Origin of the sequence: Nonomuraea coxensis DSM 45129 (assembly GCF_019397265.1) — a bacterium.
In the GTDB taxonomy this organism is placed as follows: Bacteria; Actinomycetota; Actinomycetes; order Streptosporangiales; family Streptosporangiaceae; genus Nonomuraea; species Nonomuraea coxensis.
Genome location: NZ_CP068985.1, coordinates 8,265,965 through 8,288,125, shown reverse-complemented (window position 1 = coordinate 8,288,125; position 22,161 = coordinate 8,265,965). Strand labels below are relative to the sequence as shown.

Below are 22,161 nucleotides of genomic sequence, written 5' to 3'. Positions count from 1 at the left end.
TCTCCAGGCACATGCAGACCAAGAAGCTCGCCCTCGCCGGGGCCGCCGCGCTGACCGCGCTGGCCCTGGCAGCGCTCCCCGCCCAAGCCGGGGCCGCTCAGGCCGGGCCCGCGAAGACGGTCACCGTCACCGTCATGGGCACGTCCGACCTGCACAGCAACGTCCTCAACTGGGACTACTTCAAGGACACCGCCTACGCCGACAGCGCCGGCAACAGCGTCGGCCTGGCCAAGGTGTCCACGCTGGTCAACACGATCAGGGCCGAGCGCGGGCCGGGCCACACGCTGCTCTTCGACTCCGGCGACACCATCCAGGGCACCCCGCTCGCCTACTACTACGCCAAGATCGAGCCGATCACCGAGACCGGCAGCACCCACCCGATGGCCAAGGCCATGAACGCCATCGGCTATGACGCCGTGACCCTGGGCAACCACGAGTTCAACTACGGTCTGCCGCTACTGGCCACCTGGATCAGGCAGATGAAGGCCCCGGTGCTCGGCGCGAACGCCGTGCACGCGACGTCGGGGCTGCCCGCGTACCAGCCGTTCGTCATCAAGACCATGAAGGTCCCAGGGGAGAAGCCGATCAAGGTCGGCGTGCTCGGCCTCACCAACCCCGGCGTGGCCATCTGGGACAAGGCCAACGTCGAGGGCAAGCTGCGCTTCACCGACCTGGTCGACTCGGCGAAGAAGTGGGTGCCGGTCATCCGCGGCCTCGGCGCGGACGTGGTCGTCGTGACCGCGCACGCGGGCGACAACGGCATGTCCTCCTACGGGGGCGACCTGCCCGTCGAGAACGCCTCCGCCCTGGTCGCCGAGCAGGTGCCGGGCATCGACGCGGTGCTGTTCGGGCACGCGCACAACGACGTGCCGCAGAAGTTCGTCACCAACAAGGTCACCGGGCAGCAGGTGCTGCTCACCGAGCCGGGCCGGTGGGGGCAGCGGCTGTCCCGGCTGGACTTCCAGCTCACCAAGCAGCGCGGCAAGTGGACGGTGACCGGCAAGTCGTCGGCCACGATCAACACCAACACGGTCGCCGAGGACCCGAAGATCGTCTCGCTGCTGAAGCCGCAGCACGACACCACCGTCGCCTACGTCAACAAGGTCGTGGCCAAGTCGGCGCAGGAGCTGTCGGCGGCCGAGTCGCCGTACAAGGACACGCCGATCCTCGACTACATCCAGCAGGTGCAGACCGAGACGGTCAAGCAGGCGCTGCCGGACAACACGCTGCCGGTGCTGTCGATCGCGGCCCCGTTCAGCCGCTCGGCGGTCTTCCCCGCCGGTGACATCCGGGTCAGGGACGTCGCGGGCCTCTACGTCTACGACAACACGCTGCTGGCGATCAAGCTGACCGGCGCGCAGATCAAGGACTACCTGGAGTACTCGGCGAAGTACTTCAACCAGCTCGCCCCCGGGGCGCCGGTGGACGTGGCCACGCTCACCAACGCCTCCGGCACCCCCGACTACAACTACGACCAGCTCTCCGGCGTCTCGTACGACATCGACATCAGCAAGCCGGTCGGGCAGCGCATCGCGAACCTGACCTACGACGGGCAGCCCGTCCCGGCGGACAAGGAGTTCGTGGTCGCCATCAACAACTACCGGCAGTCGGGCGGCGGCGGCTTCCCGCACGTCACCAGCGCCCCCGTGCTCTACAACGCCCAGGTGGAGATCCGCCAGGCGCTCATCGAGCACGCCACCGCCAAGGGCACCATCGACCCGGCCGACTTCGCCGCCCCGAACTGGAAGCTCACCAGGGAAGGGGTGCCCGTCTTCTAGAGGCTTCTAAAGGTACGAAGGCCCGGTGACCCGGTGCCGGAAGGTCCACCACACCCACGCCTGGGACGCCACCAGGAACGGGAGGAGCGCCAGGACCACCGGCACCAGCACCGGGCCCGACGTGCCCGGATGCAGGGGGAGGCGCAGCCCCGCCAGCACCCCGACGGCCAGCAGCGCCGCCGCGGTCAGCGCGTACGCCCGCGCCTCCCCGCTCCCGCCCGTGAGCACGCCCGCCCGCTCGCGCAGCCTGCCGCGCAGCCGCAGCGCCGCGAACGTCAGCCCGTGCGTGCCGAACAGCGCGGCCACCACCAGCGCGGGCAGCACCGCGATCGGCCCCTCCAGCCCGAGCAGCACGCCGCTGAGCAGCAGCCCCCAGGTCAGCGCCAGCCCCCAGCTCCCGGCCACGGTCGCGCCGTCCCAGAACGCCTGCCAGCCGGGCCGCGGCAGCCGCCCGCGCAGCCACAGCCCCATGTCGCGGACCACCCAGGCCAGCACGAGCGCGACCACGAGCGTGTAGTTGCCGCTCAGCAGCTCGCCCTCCAGCTCCGGGAACAGCCCGGCGAGCACCCCGGCGGTGGCCACCAGCCACACCTCGTTGCCGAGGAAGAACGGCGCGATGGCGGCGATCACCTCGCGCCGCTCGGCCGCCGAACGCCCCAGGTACGGCAGCGCCATGCCCACCCCGATGTCGGCCCCGGCCAGCACGAGGTAGCCGAGGGCGAAGAAGGCCAGAACGAAGATCTCCATGACGGCTCCTCTAGAACGCGGGGACGGGGGCGGGAGCGGGCTCGGCCGGCCGGGCGCCGAGCGCGACCGCGCCGGGACCGCGCCGCGCGTGCCGGGCCAGCAGCCAGTAGTTGACCGCGACGAGCGCCGCGAACACCGCCGTGAACGCGGTCAGCGACAGCCGCACCTGCCCCGCCGTCAGCGGCGACATGGCCTCGGCCGTGGTGAGCAGGCCGTACACCGCCCACGGCTGGCGTCCCATCTCCCGGAACACCCATCCGGCCAGCATCGTGACGAACGGCACCGGGATCATCAGCGTCAGCAGCCAGTGCCAGAGCCGGAAGGACCGCACGGCCGGCCGGAACGCCATGAGCAGCACGCTCAGCCCCGCCACCAGGGTCATGACCAGCCAGAGCGCCATCATCAGCACGCCCGCCACCCGCACCGCGCCCACCGGCGGAAGGTAGTCGCCGGGCCCGTGCAGGGCGGCCATCGCCGCCTGCGTCTCGGCCATCAACTCCGGCCGGTCCGCCCACACCGCGTTCTTCGACGGCTGCAGGTAGGCGAACTGCATCCCGCCGAACGCCACCGTGAACAGCGCCGCCGGCAGCGCCAGCCCGAGCCCGAGCCGCAGCGACTTGCGGAAGAGGTCCTGCTCGGCGGTCCGCCGCCGCAGGTGGTAGGCGCTCACCCCGGCCATGAAGAACCCGCCGGTGACCAGCGCCCCGCCGAGGACGTGCCAGAACGCGAGCTGCGCGGCCGGGTTGCCGACCATCGCCCCGAAGTCGGCCAGCCGCAGCGCCCCGCCTTCCAGCACGTGGCCGACCGGGCGCTGCAGGAAGCCGTTCGCCACCATGATCCAGAACGCCGAGGCGTACGCGGTCAGCGTCACCACCCAGATCAGCGCCAGGTGCGCCCACCGGTTCAGCCGGTCCCAGCCGAAGATCCACAACCCGAGGAACGTCGACTCGACGAAGAACGCCACCAGCGTCTCAAGGGCCAGCGCCGAGCCGAACACGTCGCCCGCGTACTCGGCGAGCCCGCTCCACGCCAGCCCGAGCTGGAACTCCATGACCAGGCCCGTGACGATGCCCATCGCGTAGTTGATGAGGTAGAGCTGGCCCCAGAACCGGGTCATCCGCAGATGGATCGGGCTGCCGGTCACCGTCGCCCGGGTCTGGAGCACGGCCACCAGGGTCGCGAGACCCAGGGTGAGCGCGACGAAGAGAAAGTGCGCGCCCGCGGTGAGCGCGAACTGCAGGCGAGCGAGATCCACCGTTTCCATGCCGGCAAGCCTCCGGTCACGGCACCGGCCGCCGCGTCACGCCGGGGCTGGATCTCCGTGTACGACACGGGATGCAGGCGGGTCCCTTGGCGTACCTCTCAGGTGGTAAGCCAGCCCGGCGTGATCATCCCGGCTTCGTAGGCGAGCACCACGAGCTGCGCCCGGTCGCGCGCCGCCAGCTTGGTCATGATGCGGCTGACGTGCGTCTTCGCCGTCGCAGGGCTCAGCACCAGCCGGGCGGCGATCTCGTCGTTCGACAGCCCGGCCGCGACCAGTGTCAACACCTCCCGCTCGCGCTCGGTCAGCGCGTTGAGCCGGGGGCCGGGGTCGGGCCGCTTCACCCGGCCGGCGAACTCGGCGATCAGCCGCCGGGTCACCGACGGCGAGATCAGCGCGTCGCCCCTCGCCACCACCCGGACCGCGTGGATGAGCTCGGCCGGCTCGGTGTCCTTGACGAGGAAGCCGCTCGCGCCCGCCCGCAGCGCCCCGTAGACGTAGTCGTCCAGGTCGAACGTGGTCAGGATGATCACCTTGACGCCGTCGAGCCGGGGGTCGCCGGCGATCCTGCGGGTGGCCTCCAGGCCGTCCAGCTCCGGCATGCGGATGTCCATGAGCACGACGTCGGGCCGGTGCTCGCGGGCGCCGGCCACCGCGACCTCGCCGTTGGGGGCCTCGGCGACGACCTCGATGTCGTCCTCGTCGCTGAGAATGGACCGGAACCCCGCCCGTACCAGGGTCTGGTCGTCGGCGAGCAGCACGCGGATCATCGGACTCCCTCGATCGGCAGGCGGGCTTCCACGCGGAAGCCGCCCTCGGGGCGTGGGCCGGCCTCCAGGGTGCCGCCGAGCGCGGTGGCGCGCTCGCGCATGCCCCGGAGGCCGAAGCCGCTGCCTCCGTCGTACGTGACACCGGGGCCGTCGTCCTCCACGCGGACGACGAGCTCCCCGTCCCGGCAGACGGCCGAGAGCCGGGCCTCGGCCGCGCCGGAGTGGCGGGAGACGTTCGTGAGCGCCTCCCTGATGATGCGGGCGGCGGCGAGGTCGACCTCGGTGGGCAGCGCGTCGAGCGGCCCGGCCAGCTCCGTGCGCACCGTCAGGCCCGAGGCGGCGACCAGCGCGTCCATCCTGGCCAGGCTGTCGGCCGGCGCGGTCGGCACGCCCTCGTCCACCTGCCGCAGCACCCCCAGCGTGGTCCGCAGCTCCCGCAGCGTCTCCTTGCTGGTGTCCTTGATCGTGCGCAGCGCCCGCTCGGCCTCCTCGGGCCGCTTCTTGAGCCCGTGCAGCGCCGCCGCGGCCTGCACGTTGATCATGGAGATGTTGTGCCCGAGCACGTCGTGCAGCTCCCTGGCGATGCGCAGCCGCTCCTCGCTCGCGCGCCGCCTGGCCTCCTCCTCCTTGCTGTGCTCGGCGTCGGCCGCCCGCCGCTCCGCCTCCAGCAGGTATGCCCGCCGCGTCCTCGTCACCCCGCCGAACGCCACCGCCGCCACCACCCAGCCGCCGATCGCGACGAACATGGAGTCGTCCACGTGCCGGGTGCCGCCGGCCTCGCCGAGCCCCATGGCCAGCAGCAGCGTGCCCCCGGTGGCGATGGCCGCGGTGAGGTGCCCGAGGTCGGCCGCCGTGTAGAGCGCCACGAACGCCAGCACCAGCAGGGGCCCGTCGAGCCGCCCCCACGGGTAGTAGACGGCCACGCAGAGCGCGACCACGATCAGCGCCGCCACCGGGAACCTGCGCCTGGCCAGCGTCGCCGCGCTCGCCACGAGCGGCAGCAGCACGTCCAGCGGGTTGGGCGGCCGCGGCGGGGAGAGCAGCGCCGTGATCACGGTGCCCGCCGCCACGACGCCGACCGCCGCGAGCGACGCCATCGTGCTGGTGGAGGGCTTTCGCATGCCTCCCATTCTGTACGGGTACCGTCCGTGGATGAGCACTAAGGATGAGTTGCGCCGGCTCGACGAGGACCTGGCCCGGCTGCGCGCCGAGAACCAGGACATCCGCGCGCAGATCCGGGACATGGGCGCGACCGACCAGATCGAGAAGGCCGCGGTCATCAGCCAGGCGGACGAGCAGGTCGAGCTGATCGCGGAGCTGGAGCGCCGCCGCGACACCCTGGTCGCCCGTCTGGAGGAGGAGGGGTCAGCGTAGCGAGGCGCCGACCTCGTGCAGATGGCCCAGCGCCTGCCGGTAGGAGGCGAACAGGCCGGTCTGCAGATAACTGACGCCGATCTCCGCGCAGTAGCTCTCCACGATGGGCTGGGCGTGGCGCAGGTTCGGCGCGGGCATGTTCGGGAACAGGTGGTGCTCGATCTGGTAGTTGAGCTGGCCGAGCAGGACGTCGCGGACCGGACCGCCCCGCACGTTGCGCGAGGTGAGCACCTGCTTGCGCAGGAAGTCGAGCTTGTCCTCCTTGGTGAGCACGGGCATGCCCTTGTGGTTCGGCGCGAACGTGCACCCCAGGTAGAGCCCGAACAGCCCCTGGTGCACGGCCAGGAACGCCAGCGCCTTGCCCGGCGGCAGCATCGCGAAGACCGCGCCGAAGTAGGCCGCGAAGTGCGCCGCGAGCAGGCCGAGCTCCTGCCAGCGCCGCCGCGCCCCCGGCTTGAGCAGCGCCTTCACGCTGGCCACGTGCAGGTGCCAGGCTTCGAGCGTGAGCAGCGGCAGGAACCAGAACGCCTGGCGGCGGGCGATGAACCTGGGCAGGCCGCGGCTCCTCTCGACCTGGTCCGCCGAGAACACGATGACCGCGGGCGAGACGTCCGGGTCGAGGTCCTCGTGGTTGGGGTTGGCGTGGTGGCGGTTGTGCTTGCTGTTCCACCAGCCCCAGCCGAGCCCGACCGCGAGGTTGCCGAACAGCAGGCCGGCGAGGTCGCTGGGCGGGCGGGTCCGGAAGACCTGCCGGTGGCCGAGATCGTGCGCGAGGAAGCCGAACTGGCTGAAGACCACCGCCAGCAGCGCCGCCACCAGCAGTTGCAGCCACGAGTCTCCCACCAGGACGAACAGCGTCCAGGAGGCGACGTAGACGGCGACCAGGACGCTCATCCGGACCGCGTAGTAGACGGGACGCCGGTCCAGCAGACCGGCGTCCGCTATGCGACGGGCTAGTCGGGCGAAGTCGCTTCCCCGAGTGTCCAGCGTGCCAGGACTGGCCACAGGTCTCCCTTCACATGGGTTGGTTGCTGCCACCCTGACGTATCGGACACCAGGAGGGAAGCCGGGCAGAGCCTAGGAGCCGGCGGAGAGCCGGTCGAAGAGCTGGAGCGCGGCTTCGCGTACCTCCTCCGGGGAGAGCCCGTCCAGGGTCTCCCTGGCCTGCGTGATGTCGCGGGTGGTGGCGAGCGTGATGGCCACGGACGAGGCTGCGGCGCGGTCGATCGATCCCGTCGGGGCGGCGTCGGCCAGTTCCTGGGCGCTCGCGGCGAGGTCGAGGTTGTCTCTCAACGGATCTCCTCGGATGGACGAAGACGGTCGCGGATGGACGCGGACCCTTCGGTAGATTCCCGGCTCGCCCATTCTTGCAGTGCGCGCCCCCGACGGGTGGTCAGCCTCGCAGCGGGTCGTGGCCTACGGTCATCTGCGTGCGCCGTGACTCGTCGTCGGTCCGGTCGCCCATGGTCTCGACCAGCTCGACGACCTGCCGCATCACGTCGAGGTCGGCCCTGGTGAGATCGCCCTTGCGCTTGCCCAGGACGTGCAGCACGCCCCGCCCGAGCTCGTCGATGCCGAGGTCGGGGTCGGGCGGGAAGCCCTCCTCGTCCGAGGCGGCCGTCAGCAGGTAGGAGCGCAGCTCCTCCGAGTTCATGTTGACCGCGCGGTGGAACTCTTCCCAGAGCAGATCGGTGTCAACGCCTTCAGTCATGTCGGCCGCCTACCCCGCAGACCTGGCGTTACGCGCCTCGGAAAATCGTCCGGATTCATTCCGGTACGGAGGTATTCGACCGCGGGCCCGCGCGCTCTGTGTGGTCGGACTGCCGCGAAGGAGGGGGCGGCACGTGTCGCGGACCCCGGCCGCGCGGTCTGCCAGCCGCAGGACCGGCCCGCGACACGTGCCGGGACGCACCGGAACGCTACACAGGGGCCGGGCCGGTGCTCCCACGCGGCGTCAGCGCGGCCGCCTGGTCCTCGTACGGAGGGACGCTCTCCCCGGCGATCAGCGCGAGCAGCCGCTGCGCCGCGTGCGCCCCGTAGGCCGCGATGTCGCGGGTCAGCGCCGTCAGCGGCGGCCGGACGACCCGCGACAGCGGCGAGTCGTCCCAGGCCACCACGGACAGGTCGCGCGGCACCTCGACCCGCATCTCCTGCGCCACCGAGAGCCCGGCCACGGCCATGATGTCGTTGTCGTAGATGATCGCCGTCGGCCGCTCGGGCGAGCTGAGCAGGCGGCGGGTGGCGCGGGCGCCCTCCTCGCCGGTGTAGTCGGTGTGGACCGTGACCGGCTCGGCGACCCCCTCGCACGCCTCGGCGAAGGCCCGGTCGCGCAGCGCCGTGTGGACCAGCTCGGGCAGCCCCGCCACCCGGGCGATGCGCCGGTGGCCGAGCGCCACGAGGTAGCCGACGGTCTCGCGCACGGCCTGCCCGTCGTCGGACCAGATCGCCGACAGCGAGCCCGACTCCGACGGATGCCCGATGACCACGGCCGGCATGCCGAGCCGCTCCAGCTCGCCGACCCGGGTGTCGGAGGTGTGCAGGTCGACGAGGAAGACGCCGTCGATGCGGCTCTCGCCCCACCAGCGCCGGTAGACCTCGCTCTCCTGCTGGTGGCTGGTGACGACCTGGAGCAGCAGCGCGTACGACCGGTCGGCCAGCACGCCCTCGATGCCGCTGATCAGCTCCATGAAGAACGGCTCGACGCCGAGGACGCGGGCGGGACGGCAGAGCGCGAGCCCCACGCAGTCGGCGCGGGCCCCGTTGAGCGCCCGCGCGGCGCTGTTGGGCCGCCAGCCGATCTCCTCGGCGATGGCGACGATCCTGGCCCGTGTCGCCTCCGACACGCCGGGCTGCCCGTTGAGCGCGTAGGACACCGCCACTTTGGAGACGCCCGCCCTGCTGGCGATGTCGGCGATCGTCGGTCGCTTCACGGACTCCCTCTCTTGACCTGGCTCCCGCTCTGAACCGGGTAACCGCCTCTACTGTAGGCCACCCGGCGCAGACCCCCGTTAACCGGTCAAGCCATATGCCAGGGCCGCGCGTCCTGCGTCTCCTGCGCCTCCGCCGCCACCCGCAGCGCGAACGTGGGCCGCTCGGCCCCCTCGACCGGCCCGAGGTAGACGTGCCCGGTCAGATGACACCAGGCCGGCAGGTCGACGGGCGCGGCCGGATCGGTGGCGATCACATGGATCACGGCCCCGGGGCCCGCGCGGCGCACGTGACCACGCAGCTCGATGAGAAGCTGCACGCACAGCTTGCCACTGCCGTCGACAACGAGATCAGCCATACCTCCAGCAAACCATCCCCCGAGACCGGTGCACGCCCACCGCAGAGTCCGTCCGCCTCCATCGCGGGGAGCTCTGACCCGCCGGCACCGCGAGCGGGCGATGTCGAGGACCGGCTGCGCTCACTGAGGCCGGCGTGGGTGCGGGACATGACCAGGCCGACGCCCCCATCAGTCGATGTCAGGAGCGCGATGTGATTTGATGGCGCCAGAGCCTGGGTCAGAGGCTCTTACGCGCTAGTTACTTGCACGGAACGGGGTATGACCTCAGAATCCGGGAGGTGATCACCTATGCTGCTGAGCTTTCGCTTCGCCAACCACAGATCATTCAGAGATGAGCAACAACTCAATCTTCTCCCGGTTTACGAGGAAGAGAGTGTCAAGAAATTCCCGTTTCTCCCGGTAATGGCGATCTTCGGGGCCAACGCATCGGGTAAGTCCAACGCGATCACCGCTTTCACCTACATGCGACGTATGGTTACTTCGTCCGATCGTGACTCGGAGCCGGACACGGGAGTGGACAGGTCGCCCTATCGCCTTGATCCCGAAATCGCCCTGGAGCCCTCACGATATGTGATCGACATATCGCTGAGCGGAGTGCGCTACACGTACGGATTCACTGTCGACGATGACGAAGTTCTTGAAGAATGGCTTTACAGCTATCCGCTGAGAAGACGACGTGTCGTTTTCGAGCGTACCGGTCAGGATTATCGTTGGGGCGAGGAGTCGGAGAAGACCCCACTCGTTCAGCTGCCGAAACTGACAGCACCCAACGTGCTGTTCCTGACCTTCGCGGCACGTGCCCGGCAGGAGCTCATTCTGCCGATCTATAACTGGTTCTTGCGTGACGTCAGGACAAGTTTCCAGCAGCAGCGCCTGGTGACGAGCCGAAGTCTCATGAACTACATCGATCGACTGGATGACCCGACGCGCCGGGACATCATCGTCGGCTTGGTGAAAGCGGCCGACCTGGGTCTTCAGGACATCACGCTCAGCGCGCTCACTGATCCGTCGCCGGAGCAGCTCGACCTGGATCTCTTCAGCGACGCCGAGATCGCGCGGGTCTTCCGGCCAGAAAGAGAGGCGAGACGCATCCTGTTCAGTCACGCCGGAGCGCGTGGAAACGTCCTGCTCGAATGGGGTGAGCAGTCGACCGGGACCCACCAGCTTCTCGACCTGGCGCTGAAGGCCGAACAATCCCTGCGCAGCGGCTCCTTGCTGCTGGTGGACGAGATCGACTCGAGCCTCCACCCCGTGCTGACCGCGAGCCTCATCAGACTGTTCCAGAATCCGGCGGTCAACAAAAGCGCCGCGCAACTGATACTCACGACGCACGACGCCACTCTGCTCGGTTCCATCCAGGGCGGTGAGGTGCTTCAACGCGATCAGATCTGGTTCACCGAGAAGGGTGGCGACGGCGCCTCGACTCTGTTCCCTCTGACCGACTTCCATCCGCGCAAGCAGGAGAACAGGCAGCGAAGGTATCTCAACGGTAGCTACGGGGCCATTCCGGTCATCTCCGACGAGCTGTTCGTGAAGGCGCTCACATCCCGGGGGGACATGGGTGAGACAGAAGGAGACACCTAAGTCTCCCCGCCAGGGCGTGCAGCTGGGACAAGGGCGCGAAACTACCCTGAGAAGGCGGAAAGCTTACCGGAACAGTGCCCTGACCGTGCTGATACTCACCAACGGCGTCAAAACCGAGAAGCAGTACTTCGACGCCCTCAGGAAGCATGCATGGGGTAATCCGTTCCATGTGAGCGTCAAGAATTGTGCTCCGATCGCACTGGTCGAGTCCGCGATGGCCGAGAAGTCCAACGCCTGTGGGATCGGGATGGCTCTGTCGCAACCGTGCTTCGAAGTCTGGCTGATCCTGCACAAGAAGGACTTTCGGAAGAGTGCTCACCATGCCAAAGAGGTCGAAGCCGAGCTGAGCAAGATCCTCCCTCGCTGGGACAAGTCGACTCTGCGTATGGAAGATTTCTGGGAAGGCATAGAAGACGCGATACGCCGGGCCAAGGCCCTGGGCGAGCCTCCGGAGAGCAATCCGTCGACCGCGGTCTGGGAGGTCATGGAGGTTCTGCGGGCCTCAGCCGAGGAGCCGTCCTCGTCCTGAGGCGGCTGCTCGGCGCGGCGTTACTCAAAGGATCACCCTGTTGCCGACAGGCATGGACGAAGGACGCGTGTTCGCGTTCCTGGCCGAGCATCGGGGGTGTTGCTTCCGGCGTCGGCGGCTACACGGGACGAGGCCGCCAGGCACATGATCGGCCCGCTGGCCCTCATCGCCGGCCAGGACGCCGAACCCGCCGACGGCACCGGCGGGCGGTGACGTATCGCCCGCCGCACCGCACCTGATCGGATCATCTCCACCGCCGATGTGGAGGCGCGCCACATTCAGTAGAGGCCACAGCATGGAGGTGCTCCAGCCGGCCGCTGCCCGCAGCAGGCCGGCGACGCATACGGAGAACTGCGACTACCAGCTGGAAGAACCGCGAGATCCGAGGCCCGCGCGCTGCCCCGGCGCTTCAGCGACGCCGGCAGGTGACTGACCAGGAAGAACACCAGTACGCCTTATCGGCCGGGATCGAAGACGGCCGGCCCGCGCAGCGCGCCCGACCAGGCCAGGCGCTGGGCATGCGGCGAAGCCGGTCCGTGAGATGAGCGAAGAGTATCCGGACATCGTAGTAAGAAATACTATTGACAATTCTTCTGTCGCCTTAAGCGCTCATACTGCTCGGTGCGACGTTTCGGGATGCCGTCTTCCCGGTGTTACTGTCCGTTCGAAACGGTTCGGCATTACGGGGAGCGCATGTGCAGCCGTACTATCAGCCTGGCCCGCCGCGCCCGTCACGACGCAGGCGCACGCTCCTGATCATCGGCGTGGTGACGGTGGCCGCTCTGCTGCTGTTCGCGGGCGGCACCGTCGTCGCGCTGCGCGTCTTGACCGCGCTGCCGTTCTTACCGAGGCCCGCCCCCACCGGTGAGGCCGGTGGGAACGAGGCCGACGCCGTGGCTGAGGCGCAGCTCGCCGACGCCGTGGCGAGGACCGCCGGCCTGCCGGGCGTCAGGTACAAGGGCAAGATGGGCGACGGCACATCCGTGGACATCACGGTCAGCCATGGGGGGTCCAGCCGCGGCACGATGACCGTCGGCGACGACAAGGTGCAGTTCCTGGTGGTCGACGGCAAGACGTTCATCAAGGCGAAGGCGAAGCTCTGGCGTTCCAGCGGCGCCTCGCCGGAGTCCGTCGAGAAGTTCGCCAAGAGCTGGGTCCAGGTGCCGAAGAACAGGTTCCCGCTGCACCCGATCGGCACGCCCCAGGCGTTCGCGAAGGACATGGCCCGGGCGCGGGTCGTCGGGGTGCCGACCACGGTCGGTGGCGTGCCCGCGCGCAGAATCGTCAGCCCCTCAGGGAACGTCTACATGTCCACGTCCGAGCCGCCCCGGCTGCTCAGGATCGAGCTGGGCGGAGGAGTCCTGGACCTGGTGCCGCTCGACGGCGATCAACTGGAGGACTTCCTCGACGGGCTCAAGAAGGACGTGCGCGGGCTGAAGAAGGCGGTCAACTCGCAGGTACGCTTCAATGCCCGCTCCGCCGCGCGGTTGTCGCCGTGCAACAATTTCGGCTGCACCGCGCACGTCACCATCAGCAACTCCCTCACTGTGCCCCAGGGCGCGTCCAGGGCGCGGATCACCGCGGACATCACGATCAGCTTCGCGCTGGACGGCCGGCCGGTCGGCTCCTGCACCAGATCGGTGTCCATGCGAGCGAACGGGCAGGCCACCGTCTCCTGCGGAGTGACCTACTCGGCCAGGACGGACCGCAACCACACCGTGCGGGCGGTCGCCCGCGGGCTGGCCCGGGCAGTGGTCGCAGCCGACCTGCGGCGCATGGCCGACGGGCTGGACAAGGAGCGCGACGAGAGCCCGGCGGCCTGTGACCTGGCCTCCAGCCTTTTCGACGGGCCGGTCACGGCGCCCGCCGCCTTCACCCTGCACGACCCCAGGCCGGCCGAACGCTGCGGTTACAAGGGCAAGCTCAAGGACGAGAACCTCCCGGTCTCGGGGAAGGTCCGCTACATCCCGCGTCCCGACTACCCGCTCAGCCGCGTACGTTCCGAGGGCCTGCCCAAGGGCCCCAACGGCCGAGGGTTCCGCGACAAGTTCGACAACGTCTGGGTGAAGGGCCCGGCCCGCAGCCGGCGGGCCCTGTCCAAAGGCGCGACATGGGAGTGGGACGTCCAGCTCACCAAGGAGAACAGGCGTCGCTACAGATGGCTGTGCGAGCAGGAACGCAAGAAGAACATCACGCACCTGAACGTCACGCCGGACGGCGAGATCTCCCATGTCGTGTGTGAGTGAGCGGCACGTCGAGCGACGCCGTCGCGCTTCCGGCGCGTCCCGATCATCCGCTGTCCGCGCCGGTGCTCCGGCGCGGACAGCCCCGGCTGTTTCGAGGACTGGGCCCGCCCTGATGCCGCGGTCAGGCGCACCACCAGCGGATGCCCTGGTACTGGCGGCCGAAGCGCTGCCACCACGAGGTTCTGCTTGAGTGCGCGGACACGGTCAGGCAGTCGGAGTCCGGGCCGCGCCGCTTGATCTGGTAAGTGACGGCGTAGCCGCAGTTGTTGGTGACCCACAGGTTGTGGGTCACCTTGCCGGTCCAGTGGTGGGTGCTGACGCACCAGGAAGCGGCGGCGGCCGTGCTGCCCTCAGCGGGGGCGGCGGTCAGGCCGCCTACGGTGATGGCGCCGGCGACCACGGCTGTACCGAGCTTGGCTGGGATGTTCATGGCCTTCCTCCCTCATCCGTTCATCGATGAGGGGAAGGTATGCCGCTGTGTGTTGAGGATCCGCTGACGCCCGCGGAGGGCAGGCGCTGGGTAGGTCACTCAGGCCGAGCCCGCTCAGGGGTCAGGAGACGCCGGGTGGGGAGGTGGAGTCGCGGATGACGAGTTGGCAGGGCATCTTGTGGACGCCGGGCGTCGCCTTGCCGTCGATCGCGGCGAACAGGTGCTGGGCCGCCGTCCGGCCCAGTGACTCCAGGTTCATGTCCACGGTGGTCAGGGCCGGGCGGGTCTCGGTGGAGAGGACCTCCCAGTTGTCGTAGCCGACGACCGCGATGTCGTCGGGCACCCGCCGGCCGCGTTCGCGGGCCGCCTCGACGAAGCCGGCGGCGATCTGGTCGCTGCCGCAGAAGACGGCGTCGATCTCGGGCTCGGACATCAGCAGCATCTCGGCGGCGTGCCGGCCCCAGCGTTGCGACCACGGGCCGGAGAGGGTCTGGCCGGCCTGGGGGATGCCCGCCGCCTCCAGGGCGAGGCGGGCGCCCTCCTCGCGGTCGCGGGCGGCCTTGTAGTGGGTGGGGCCGGTGACGTGCGCGACGCGGCGGCGGCCGAGGGCGAGCAGGTGGTTGACGGCCATGGTGGCGGCGCCGACGTCGTCGGGCACGAACGAGACGTCCTCCGGGTCCTCCGACGGCCCGTAGGCGTAGACGACCGGGACCGGCAGGTCCTTGCTCACCGACGGCCGCGGGTCGGTGCTCTCGCCGACCACGATGAGCCCGTCCACCCGGCGGGAGAGGAGGGCCCGCAGGTGGTGCTGCTCCCTGATGGCGTCGCCGCGGGCGTCGCAGAGCAGCACGGCCATCTCGCCGGCGCCGAAGGCGTCCTCGGCGCCGAGCAGCACCGGGATGCCGAACCGGCCGACGCTGTCGGAGGTCAGCAGCCCGACCGTGCGCGTCTGGCCGGACAGCAGCCCTCTGGCGAGGGCGTTCGGCTGGAAGGAGAGCTGGGCCGCGGCGGCGAGCACCCGCTCGCGCGTGGCGGCCCGTACGTCCTGCCGCCCGTTCAGCGCCTTGGACGCCGTGGCGATCGACACCCCCGCCAGCGAGGCCACATCGTTGATGGTCGCCCGCTTAGTCGCCATGCTTCGAAACCCTTTTCGATCGCTGTGAACTGCTTAGCACCCTAGCACCCATTGACAGAGGTCCGTGTTTCTTCTACGTTTCCGAAAACCTTTAAGTCCAGGAGCACATCATGAGACGAAGCCTGGCCGGGATCTCCCTTCTCGGTGTGTTAGCGCTCACAATGGCGGCCTGCGGAAACAGCGGGAACGGCGACGGCGGGGGCTCCCAGGCCGGCGCGGGCCCCGTCACGATCACCATGTGGACCCGCGCCGCCACGCAGACGCAGAGCGAGCGGCTGGTCCAGCAGTACAACAAGACCCACAAGAACCAGGTCAAGCTCACCGTCATCCCGACGGACAACTACCAGCCGCGCATCGCCGCCGCGGCCGGCGCGAAGCAGCTCCCCGACGTGTTCGCGGCCGACGTCATCTTCGTCCCGAACTACACCTCCCAGGGCCTGTTCCTGGACATCACCGACAGGGTGGCGGCCCTGCCGTTCAAGGACAAGCTCGCGCCCTCGCACATCAGGCTCGGCACGCTCGACAACCGCATGTACACGCTGCCGCACACCCTCGACCTGTCGGTCTGGTTCTGGAACAAGGACCTGTACGAGAAGGCCGGCCTCGACCCCGAGCAGGGCCCGAAGTCGCTGAGGGAGTTCGCCCAGCAGGCCACCGCCGTCCAGGAGAAGCTGGGCGGGGACGGCAAGGTCCACGGCACGTTCTTCGGCGGCAACTGCGGCGGCTGCTACGTCTTCACCTTCTGGCCGTCCGTCTGGGCCGCCGGCGGCCAGGTCATGAACGCCGAGGGCACCCAGTCCCTCAACGACCAGCCCGCCATGACCGAGGTCTTCAAGATCTGGCGCGAGCTGTACGAGAAGAAGGTCACCGGCCCGACCGCCAAGGAGGAGCAGGGCCCGACCTGGACGGGCTTCTTCCCGAAGGGCGAGATCGGCGTCATGCCGATGCCCTCGACCACGCTCGGCCTGATGCCGAAGGAGATGAAGATCGGCGTCGCCCCGATCTCCGGCCCCGACGGCGGCGAGTCGACGTTCGTCGGCGGCGACTCGATCGGCATCAGCTCCACCACCAAGAACGCCGACGCCGCCTGGGAGTTCCTGTCCTGGACGGTCGGCGACGAGGCCCAGGTCGAGGTCATGGCCAAGAACAAGGACGTGCTCGCCCGCACCGACCTGGCGGAGAACACGTACTCGGCCGAGGACCCGCGCGTGGTGCTGATCAACTCGCTGGTGGCCAAGGGCCAGACCCCGTACGCCCTGCGCTTCGGCCAGACCTTCAACGACCCGCAGGGCCCGTGGCTGCGCTACGCCCGCGAGGCCGTCTTCGGCGACGCCTCCAAGCTCCCGCAGCTCAACGCCGAGATCACGAAGTCGCTCCAGCAATGACGCTGACGATGACCCGTTCCGGGCGGCGGGCGGCCCGCGGCGCGCCCTCCGCCCGGTGGCGGAGCAGGAGGATCCAGGGCTGGCTGTACGCGGCCCCGACGGCCGTCATCGTGGGCGTGCTCTTCCTCGCGCCCCTGGTGCTGGTGGTCTGGATGTCGCTCAACCGCTGGCCCCTGCTCGGCGACCCGGCGTTCAACGCGCCGGACAACTACACCAAGATCGCCGACAATCCGCTCTTCGCCGACGCCGTGGTCTTCACGCTGAAGTACACCGTCCTCACCACCGTCCTGCTGTCGGCGGTGGCGCTCGGCCTCGCCCTGCTGGTGCAGGACCGCAGGCCCGGCATCGGGTTCTTCCGGACCGCGTTCTTCCTGCCGGGCGCGGTCGGCTTCGCCGCGGCCGGCCTGCTGTTCTACGGCATGCTGAACAACGACTTCGGCCCCATCGACCCGATGCTCCAGGCCGTCGGCCTCACCAGCGAGCCGGTCAAGTGGATCGGCTCGCCCAACATGGCGCTGTTCTCCACGATCACGCTGGTGATCTGGCGCTTCGCCGGGTTCAACATGCTCATCCTGCTCACCGGCCTGCAGGCCATCCCCACCGAGGTGTACGAGGCCGCCCGCAGCGACGGCGCCAACCGCCGGCAGGTCTTCACCCGGATCACCCTGCCGCTGCTGCGCCCGACGCTGGCCCTGATGCTCATCCTCAGCGTGACCGGCTCACTGCTCGCCTTCGACCAGTTCTTCGTCTTCACCAACGGCGGCCCGGACAACAGCACGGTGTCGATGGTCATGGTCGTCTACCGGGACGCCTTCTTCCGTTTCGACCTCGGCGGCGCGGCGGCGCTGTCGGTCGTGCTGCTCGTGGCCCTCGTCGGCCTCAACACCTTCATGATGCGGAGGCTGCGATGAGCCGGTACCTCACGCTGTCGGCGCTGGCGGTGCTGTTCCTGTTCCCGCTGGTGTGGAGCGGTTACGCCTCGCTGGAGGACCCGTCCAACTATGTGGAGATGGCCGCCTTCGGCGAGGGCGTCGGCACGTACGCGGCCAACAGCGTGCTCGTCTCCGCCATGACCGTCGCCGGCACGTTGGTCGTCTCGGCGCTCGGCGGCTACGGCTTCGCCCGCTTCGACTTCCCCGGCAAGAACGTGCTGTTCCTGGCCACGCTGGCGATCCTCATGGTGCCGTACGCGACCATCCTCATCCCGCTCTACGTGCTGCTCGGCTACCTCGGCCTGCAGAACTCCCTCGTGGGGCTGTCGCTGGTGTTCGTGATGTTCCAGCTCCCGTTCGCGCTGTTCATGATGCGCAACGCGTTCGAGGCGCTGCCGCGCGAACTGGAGGAGGCGGCGCTGGTGGACGGCTGCGGCACGTTCCGCGCCTTCTCCAGGATCCTGCTGAAGGCGGTGCGGCCGGCGCTGGTCACGGTGGGGCTGTTCGCCTTCCTCGCCTCGTGGAACGACTTCTTCGCGCCGCTCATCCTGCTCAACGACGGCGCGTCGTTCACGCTGCCGGTGGCCGTGGTCAGCATGACGCAGCGCGCGTTCGGCGCCGTCGACTACGGCATGCTCCAGGCCGGCGTCATGGTCATGGCCGTCCCCTGTCTCGTCCTGTTCATCGTGCTGCAGCGCCACTACGTGCGCGGATTCATGTCAGGAGCTCTGCGTGGCTAATCCCGTCCTGCCCTCCTCGGGTGTCCTGTCCCCCCTCGGCCTCGACGCCGTACGCCTCTCGCCCGGTTTCTGGGGCGACCGGGTGGCGCTCAACCGTGAGGTCACGATCGCCCACTGCCAGGAATGGGAAGAACGCGAAGGCTGGATCGGCAACTTCCGGGGCGAGCGCCCGAGGCGGGGCCGCGAGTTCAGCGACTCGGAGATCTACAAGCTGCTGGAGGCCATGGCCTGGGCGGACCATCCTGGGCTGCCCGCGCTGGCCGAGGTCGTGGCGGGCGCGCAGGAGGGCGACGGCTACCTCAACACCCGCTGGTCCGGCAGCCGCTACACCGACCTGGAATGGGGCCACGAGCTGTACTGCTACGGCCACCTCATCCAGGCCGGGGTCGCCCGGCTGCGCACGCACGGCGAGGACCCGCTGACCCGGGTCGCGGTGCGGGCCGCCGACCACGTGTGCCGCCGTTTCATGGAGGGCACGCAGACCTGCGGGCACCCGGTGATCGAGATGGCGCTGGTCGAGCTGTACCGGGCGACGGGGACCGAGCGCTACCTGGAGATGGCCCGCCGCTTCGTCGAGCGCCGCGGCCTGCCCGCGCTCGCCGACATCCCCTTCGGCCGCGCCTACTACCAGGACGACGTGCCGGTCCGGCAGGCGCAGGTGTTCCGCGGGCACGTCGTACGGGCGCTCTACCTGGCCTCCGGCGTGGTGGACGTGGCCGTCGAGACCGGCGACGAGGAGCTGCTGAAGGCGGTCGAGGCGCAGTGGGAGCGCACGGTCGCCCGGCGTACGCACCTGACCGGCGGCATGGGCTCGCGCCACACCGGCGAGTCGTTCGGCGAGGACTACGAGCTGCCGCCCGACCGGGCCTACAACGAGACCTGCGCGAGCATCGCCTCCGTCATGCTGTCGCACCGGCTGCTGCTGGCGACCGGCGACGTGCGCTACGCCGACCTGGCCGAGCGGACGCTCTACAACATGCTGGCGACCGGCGTCGCGCTCGACGGCCGCTCGTTCTTCTACGCCAACCCGCTGCAGGTGCGGGTGCCCGCCGTGCCGCTCGACGGGGTGAACCACGCCCCCGAGGGCGGGCTGCGCTCGCCCTGGTTCGACGTGTCCTGCTGCCCGAACAACATCGCCCGCACGCTGGCCTCGCTGCCCGCGTACGTCGCCACCGCCACGGCGGACGGCATCCAGATCCACCATCCGACCCCGGCCGAGATCCGGCACGGCGAGCTCGCGGTCAAGGTGGAGACCGGCTACCCGTGGGACGGCGCGGTGACGGTCCGGGCGCTGACCGGCGGCAGGGGCCGGATCGCGCTGCGCGTCCCCGCGTGGGCGGCCGGCGCGCGGCTCACGCACCGCGGCGAGGTCCGCGAGGTCGCCCCCGGGTACGCGGTCGCCGACGGCCCCTGGCGGACCGGCGACGAGCTGCGGCTGGAGCTGCCGATGGCGCCGCGCTGGACGTACCCGGACCGGCGCGTGGACGCGCTGCGGGGCAGCGCCGCCGTGGAGCGCGGGCCGCTGGTCTACTGCGCGGAGTCGGTGGGCGACGAGCCGCCGCTCGGCGACCTCGCCGCCCGGGTCGCCCCGCCCGTGGAGCACCACGTGGACGGGGTGGTCGAGCTGGAGGTCGCCGCGTCGCTCGGCGGCGGCGGCGAGCCGTCGGGCTGGCCGTACGGCGGCGCGCCGGACGGGCGTCCCTCGGGTGCGGACGCCGGTCTGCGGCTGGTGCCGTACCACCGGTGGGGCAACCGGGGGCCCGCGACCATGCGCGTCTGGCTGCCGGTCGGCTGAGGGGACGATCAGCGTCCAAGAGGCCCTATATTGTCCTGGCCCTATGGGTTCATGGGGCCAGGGCATAATGCGTTCTGCCGGATCCCTGCTGCCGGACCACTGCTGCCGGATCCGGAGGACGGAGGGCACATGAGCGGCCGACTCGCCGACGACATCGGGAGGGCCACGCCCGCGCGGCTGGTCGCCGTGTTCATGGCCGCCGTCTCGCCGGTTCTCGGCGTCGCGTCCTGGCTGGTGTGGGCCGGGCTGCCGGCCGAGTGGACGCCGGAGCAGACCGTCTCCCCGCAGTCGGCGGTCGCCCTGACCTTCCCCGCCGTGGGCGCGTTCCTCATCGTGCACCGGCCGCGGCTCAACATGGCCTGGCTCATGTGCGTCGGCGGGCTCGCGGCGGCGGTCAGCGACCTGTCGGACGCGCTGATGTTCCGCGCCGCCGCCGCGGGCGACCTGGCCCTCGCCGGCTGGATGCGGTTACCGTCGAGCCTCGGGTGGGCGGTGTGCGGGCTGACGCTCACTATGCTGCTGCCGCTGTACTCGCCCGACGGGCGGCTGCCGTCGCCGCGCTGGCGGCCGGCGCTGCTGCTCGGCTGGGCGGCGATCACGCTCACGTTCGTGCGCGGCACCTTCAGGGAGCCGCCGCCGGCGGCGGGCTACCCGTTCCCCGAGGTCATCCCCAACCCGCTGGCCGTGCCGGCGCTCACCCCCCACCTCGACACGCTGTCGGTGATCGGCTGGACCGGCATCTACGTCGCCATGGCGCTGGCCGCGCTCTCGCTTGCGGTGCGGATGCGGGGGGCCGGCCCGGTGCTGCGGCGGCAGATCGGCTGGCCGCTGCTGGCCTTCACCGGCTACATCGTCTTCCTGGTCGTCGCCGCCTTCACCGAGAAGCTGCTGTGGGCGGCGATCGTGTGGGCGGCGGCGATCCCGTTCGCGGTGGCGTTCTCGGTGATGCGCTACCGGCTCTACGGCATCGACACGGTCATCAGCCGCGCCTTCGTGGCGGCCGGCGTGGTGGCCGTGGTCAGCGCCGTCTACTTCGGCGCGGGCGCGCTGTCCAGCCTGGTCGTCTCCGGCTACGGCCAGGTCGCCGGGGTGGCCGCCGCGCTGTTCGCCGGGGCGTTCTTCCAGCCGCTGCGCCGCCTGCTCCAGCGGGCCGTGGACCGGCTGCTGTACGGGTCCGTCGGCGACCCGGCCCTGCTCGCCGAACGCCTCACCCAGGCCGTACGCCGCGGCGACCCGGCCAACGCGCTCACCGCCGTGGTCGGGGTGCTGCGCGACGGGCTCGCGGTCGAGGGCGTGGCCGTCGAGGTGGCCGACGGCGAGCCCCGCTACGTCGAGAGCGGCCGGGTGGGGGAGGCCCCGCGCGAGGTGCCGCTCATCTGGCACGGGGAGCGGGTGGGACGGCTGCTCGTCGGGCCGCCCGGGCCGCGCAGGTTCCCCGCCGCGCACAACGAGCGGGTGCTGGCCACGCTCACCCCGTACGCGGCCGACGTGGCCCACGCCGTGCGCATGGCCGCCGACCTGCAGCGCTCGCGCGAGCGCATCCTCACCACGCGCGAGGAGGAGCGCCGCCGCCTGCGCCGCGACCTGCACGACGGGCTCGGCCAGACCCTGTCGGCCATGGCCATGACCCTCAACATGGCGCGGCTCAGCCTCGCCGACTCCCCGGAGACCGCTGACGAGCTGCTGCGCGAGCTGCACACCGGCATGGCCGCCGTCACCGGCGACATCCGCGAGCTGGTCTACGGCCTGCGCCCGCCCGCGCTCGACGACCTCGGCCTGGCCCGCGCCGTACGCGACCTCGCCGAGCGCTCCTCGCCGGGCATCGCGGTCGAGGCGGAGGTCGAGGGCGACCTGAGCCGCCTGCCCGCCGCCGTCGAGGTGGCCGTCTACCGGATCGTCCAGGAGGCCCTGACGAACGTCCGCAAGCACGCGGCGGCCACCACCGCCCGGGTGGTGCTCCAGCGGGAGCGGTCGGGGCTGCGGGTGCTCGTCTCCGACGACGGCAAGGGCCTGCCCGAGTCCGTACGCTCCGGCGTCGGGCTCGGGTCGATGCGGGAGCGGGCGGCCGAGCTGGGCGGCATCTGCGTGGTGAGCGGCGAGCCGGGCGGGGGCACCCGGGTCGAGGTGATGTTCCCGCTCCTCACCGCTCCGTCCGAAGCGCTGACGTAG

Annotated in this window: 21 protein-coding genes; 10 read left to right on the top strand and 11 right to left on the bottom strand. The window is 70.3% G+C overall.

All coding sequences use genetic code 11. From position 1 onward, the window contains the following. Positions 1–11 precede the first annotated feature (11 nt). On the top strand, positions 12–1,778 hold the full coding sequence (locus Nocox_RS38850) for a bifunctional metallophosphatase/5'-nucleotidase (protein WP_020543609.1): 1,767 nt from the start codon (positions 12–14) through the stop codon (positions 1,776–1,778). A gap of 6 nt (positions 1,779–1,784) precedes the next feature. Here the strand turns inward: Nocox_RS38850 and Nocox_RS38845 are convergent, their stop codons facing one another. The 4 genes from Nocox_RS38845 to Nocox_RS38830 all read right to left on the bottom strand — a co-directional run bounded on the left by Nocox_RS38845 (position 1,785) and on the right by Nocox_RS38830 (position 5,677). Next, positions 1,785–2,525 (bottom strand): cytochrome d ubiquinol oxidase subunit II, encoded by a 741-nt coding sequence (locus Nocox_RS38845; protein WP_020543608.1) that lies wholly within the window; start codon positions 2,523–2,525, stop codon positions 1,785–1,787. 10 nt (positions 2,526–2,535) lie between these two features. Then, entirely contained in the window at positions 2,536–3,789 is a 1,254-nt protein-coding gene (locus tag Nocox_RS38840; protein WP_020543607.1) for a cytochrome ubiquinol oxidase subunit I, read from the bottom strand. A gap of 98 nt (positions 3,790–3,887) precedes the next feature. Continuing rightward, positions 3,888–4,556: a response regulator gene (locus tag Nocox_RS38835; RefSeq protein WP_020543606.1), complete on the bottom strand. Its 669-nt coding sequence runs from the start codon at positions 4,554–4,556 to the stop codon at positions 3,888–3,890. After that, the gene (locus Nocox_RS38830) at positions 4,553–5,677 is read right to left on the bottom strand and encodes a sensor histidine kinase (RefSeq protein WP_246649682.1); all 1,125 of its coding nucleotides are present in this window, start codon (positions 5,675–5,677) and stop codon (positions 4,553–4,555) included. The genes Nocox_RS38835 and Nocox_RS38830 overlap by 4 nt, the downstream gene beginning before the upstream one ends. 31 nt (positions 5,678–5,708) lie before the next feature. On the opposite strand from Nocox_RS38830, the gene Nocox_RS38825 reads away from it, so the two are divergent. Further along, entirely contained in the window at positions 5,709–5,930 is a 222-nt protein-coding gene (locus tag Nocox_RS38825) for a hypothetical protein (RefSeq protein WP_157383099.1), read from the top strand. On the opposite strand, the gene Nocox_RS38820 is transcribed toward Nocox_RS38825, so the two are convergent. The 5 genes from Nocox_RS38820 to Nocox_RS38800 form a co-directional block, all read right to left on the bottom strand. Then, on the bottom strand, positions 5,922–6,824 hold the full coding sequence (locus Nocox_RS38820; protein ID WP_020543603.1) for a fatty acid desaturase family protein: 903 nt from the start codon (positions 6,822–6,824) through the stop codon (positions 5,922–5,924). The genes Nocox_RS38825 and Nocox_RS38820 overlap by 9 nt on opposite strands. A gap of 183 nt (positions 6,825–7,007) precedes the next feature. After that, positions 7,008–7,223, bottom strand: a complete 216-nt coding sequence (locus Nocox_RS38815; protein ID WP_020543602.1) for a hypothetical protein — start codon at positions 7,221–7,223, stop codon at positions 7,008–7,010. A gap of 100 nt (positions 7,224–7,323) precedes the next feature. After that, positions 7,324–7,641, bottom strand: a complete 318-nt coding sequence (locus tag Nocox_RS38810; protein ID WP_020543601.1) for a DUF3140 domain-containing protein — start codon at positions 7,639–7,641, stop codon at positions 7,324–7,326. Positions 7,642–7,849: 208 nt separating this feature from the next. Beyond that, positions 7,850–8,860, bottom strand: coding sequence for a LacI family DNA-binding transcriptional regulator (locus Nocox_RS38805; RefSeq protein ID WP_020543600.1), 1,011 nt, complete (start codon positions 8,858–8,860; stop codon positions 7,850–7,852). An 86-nt stretch (positions 8,861–8,946) separates the two neighbouring features. Next, positions 8,947–9,216 (bottom strand): sulfurtransferase TusA family protein, encoded by a 270-nt coding sequence (locus Nocox_RS38800; protein ID WP_020543599.1) that lies wholly within the window; start codon positions 9,214–9,216, stop codon positions 8,947–8,949. Between the two features lie 288 nt (positions 9,217–9,504). Here Nocox_RS38800 and Nocox_RS38795 point away from each other — a divergent pair, with 288 nt between their 5' ends. The 3 genes from Nocox_RS38795 (at position 9,505) to Nocox_RS38785 (ending at position 13,575) form a co-directional block, all read left to right on the top strand. After that, positions 9,505–10,800: an AAA family ATPase gene (locus Nocox_RS38795; protein ID WP_020543598.1), complete on the top strand. Its 1,296-nt coding sequence runs from the start codon at positions 9,505–9,507 to the stop codon at positions 10,798–10,800. 85 nt (positions 10,801–10,885) lie between these two features. Next, the gene (locus Nocox_RS38790; RefSeq protein ID WP_020543597.1) at positions 10,886–11,329 is read left to right on the top strand and encodes an RloB family protein; all 444 of its coding nucleotides are present in this window, start codon (positions 10,886–10,888) and stop codon (positions 11,327–11,329) included. A 695-nt stretch (positions 11,330–12,024) separates the two neighbouring features. Continuing rightward, positions 12,025–13,575, top strand: a complete 1,551-nt coding sequence (locus tag Nocox_RS38785) for a polymorphic toxin type 17 domain-containing protein (RefSeq protein WP_020543595.1) — start codon at positions 12,025–12,027, stop codon at positions 13,573–13,575. A gap of 121 nt (positions 13,576–13,696) precedes the next feature. On the opposite strand, the gene Nocox_RS38780 is transcribed toward Nocox_RS38785, so the two are convergent. After that, positions 13,697–14,005, bottom strand: coding sequence for a hypothetical protein (locus Nocox_RS38780; RefSeq protein ID WP_020543594.1), 309 nt, complete (start codon positions 14,003–14,005; stop codon positions 13,697–13,699). A 121-nt stretch (positions 14,006–14,126) separates the two neighbouring features. Further along, positions 14,127–15,140 (bottom strand): LacI family DNA-binding transcriptional regulator, encoded by a 1,014-nt coding sequence (locus Nocox_RS38775; protein WP_026214409.1) that lies wholly within the window; start codon positions 15,138–15,140, stop codon positions 14,127–14,129. Between the two features lie 110 nt (positions 15,141–15,250). Between Nocox_RS38775 and Nocox_RS38770 the strand changes: the two genes are divergently transcribed. The 5 genes from Nocox_RS38770 (at position 15,251) to Nocox_RS38750 (ending at position 22,161) form a co-directional block, all read left to right on the top strand. Next, positions 15,251–16,525: an ABC transporter substrate-binding protein gene (locus tag Nocox_RS38770; protein ID WP_033409249.1), complete on the top strand. Its 1,275-nt coding sequence runs from the start codon at positions 15,251–15,253 to the stop codon at positions 16,523–16,525. Then, positions 16,522–17,436, top strand: a complete 915-nt coding sequence (locus tag Nocox_RS38765; protein WP_020543591.1) for a carbohydrate ABC transporter permease — start codon at positions 16,522–16,524, stop codon at positions 17,434–17,436. Before Nocox_RS38770 ends, Nocox_RS38765 begins: the two co-directional genes overlap by 4 nt. Beyond that, on the top strand, positions 17,433–18,197 hold the full coding sequence (locus tag Nocox_RS38760; protein ID WP_020543590.1) for a carbohydrate ABC transporter permease: 765 nt from the start codon (positions 17,433–17,435) through the stop codon (positions 18,195–18,197). The genes Nocox_RS38765 and Nocox_RS38760 overlap by 4 nt, the downstream gene beginning before the upstream one ends. Then, positions 18,190–19,992, top strand: a complete 1,803-nt coding sequence (locus tag Nocox_RS38755; protein WP_020543589.1) for a glycoside hydrolase family 127 protein — start codon at positions 18,190–18,192, stop codon at positions 19,990–19,992. The genes Nocox_RS38760 and Nocox_RS38755 overlap by 8 nt, the downstream gene beginning before the upstream one ends. A gap of 129 nt (positions 19,993–20,121) precedes the next feature. Further along, on the top strand, positions 20,122–22,161 hold the full coding sequence (locus Nocox_RS38750) for a sensor histidine kinase (RefSeq protein ID WP_020543588.1): 2,040 nt from the start codon (positions 20,122–20,124) through the stop codon (positions 22,159–22,161).

What these genes read in the sequence shown, in the direction of transcription:
- Nocox_RS38750 (WP_020543588.1), top strand. Translation starts at nt 20,122, where the DNA reads ATGAGCGGCCGACTCGCCGACGACATCGGGAGGGCCACGCCCGCGCGG.
- Nocox_RS38765 (WP_020543591.1), top strand. Translation starts at nt 16,522, where the DNA reads ATGACGCTGACGATGACCCGTTCCGGGCGGCGGGCGGCCCGCGGCGCG.
- Nocox_RS38760 (WP_020543590.1), top strand. Translation starts at nt 17,433, where the DNA reads ATGAGCCGGTACCTCACGCTGTCGGCGCTGGCGGTGCTGTTCCTGTTC.
- Nocox_RS38840 (WP_020543607.1), bottom strand. Translation starts at nt 3,789, where the DNA reads ATGGAAACGGTGGATCTCGCTCGCCTGCAGTTCGCGCTCACCGCGGGC.
- Nocox_RS38835 (WP_020543606.1), bottom strand. Translation starts at nt 4,556, where the DNA reads ATGATCCGCGTGCTGCTCGCCGACGACCAGACCCTGGTACGGGCGGGG.
- Nocox_RS38770 (WP_033409249.1), top strand. Translation starts at nt 15,251, where the DNA reads ATGAGACGAAGCCTGGCCGGGATCTCCCTTCTCGGTGTGTTAGCGCTC.
- Nocox_RS38800 (WP_020543599.1), bottom strand. Translation starts at nt 9,216, where the DNA reads ATGGCTGATCTCGTTGTCGACGGCAGTGGCAAGCTGTGCGTGCAGCTT.
- Nocox_RS38810 (WP_020543601.1), bottom strand. Translation starts at nt 7,641, where the DNA reads ATGACTGAAGGCGTTGACACCGATCTGCTCTGGGAAGAGTTCCACCGC.
- Nocox_RS38830 (WP_246649682.1), bottom strand. Translation starts at nt 5,677, where the DNA reads ATGCGAAAGCCCTCCACCAGCACGATGGCGTCGCTCGCGGCGGTCGGC.
- Nocox_RS38825 (WP_157383099.1), top strand. Translation starts at nt 5,709, where the DNA reads ATGAGCACTAAGGATGAGTTGCGCCGGCTCGACGAGGACCTGGCCCGG.
- Nocox_RS38795 (WP_020543598.1), top strand. Translation starts at nt 9,505, where the DNA reads ATGCTGCTGAGCTTTCGCTTCGCCAACCACAGATCATTCAGAGATGAG.
- Nocox_RS38845 (WP_020543608.1), bottom strand. Translation starts at nt 2,525, where the DNA reads ATGGAGATCTTCGTTCTGGCCTTCTTCGCCCTCGGCTACCTCGTGCTG.
- Nocox_RS38850 (WP_020543609.1), top strand. Translation starts at nt 12, where the DNA reads ATGCAGACCAAGAAGCTCGCCCTCGCCGGGGCCGCCGCGCTGACCGCG.
- Nocox_RS38775 (WP_026214409.1), bottom strand. Translation starts at nt 15,140, where the DNA reads ATGGCGACTAAGCGGGCGACCATCAACGATGTGGCCTCGCTGGCGGGG.
- Nocox_RS38820 (WP_020543603.1), bottom strand. Translation starts at nt 6,824, where the DNA reads ATGAGCGTCCTGGTCGCCGTCTACGTCGCCTCCTGGACGCTGTTCGTC.
- Nocox_RS38780 (WP_020543594.1), bottom strand. Translation starts at nt 14,005, where the DNA reads ATGAACATCCCAGCCAAGCTCGGTACAGCCGTGGTCGCCGGCGCCATC.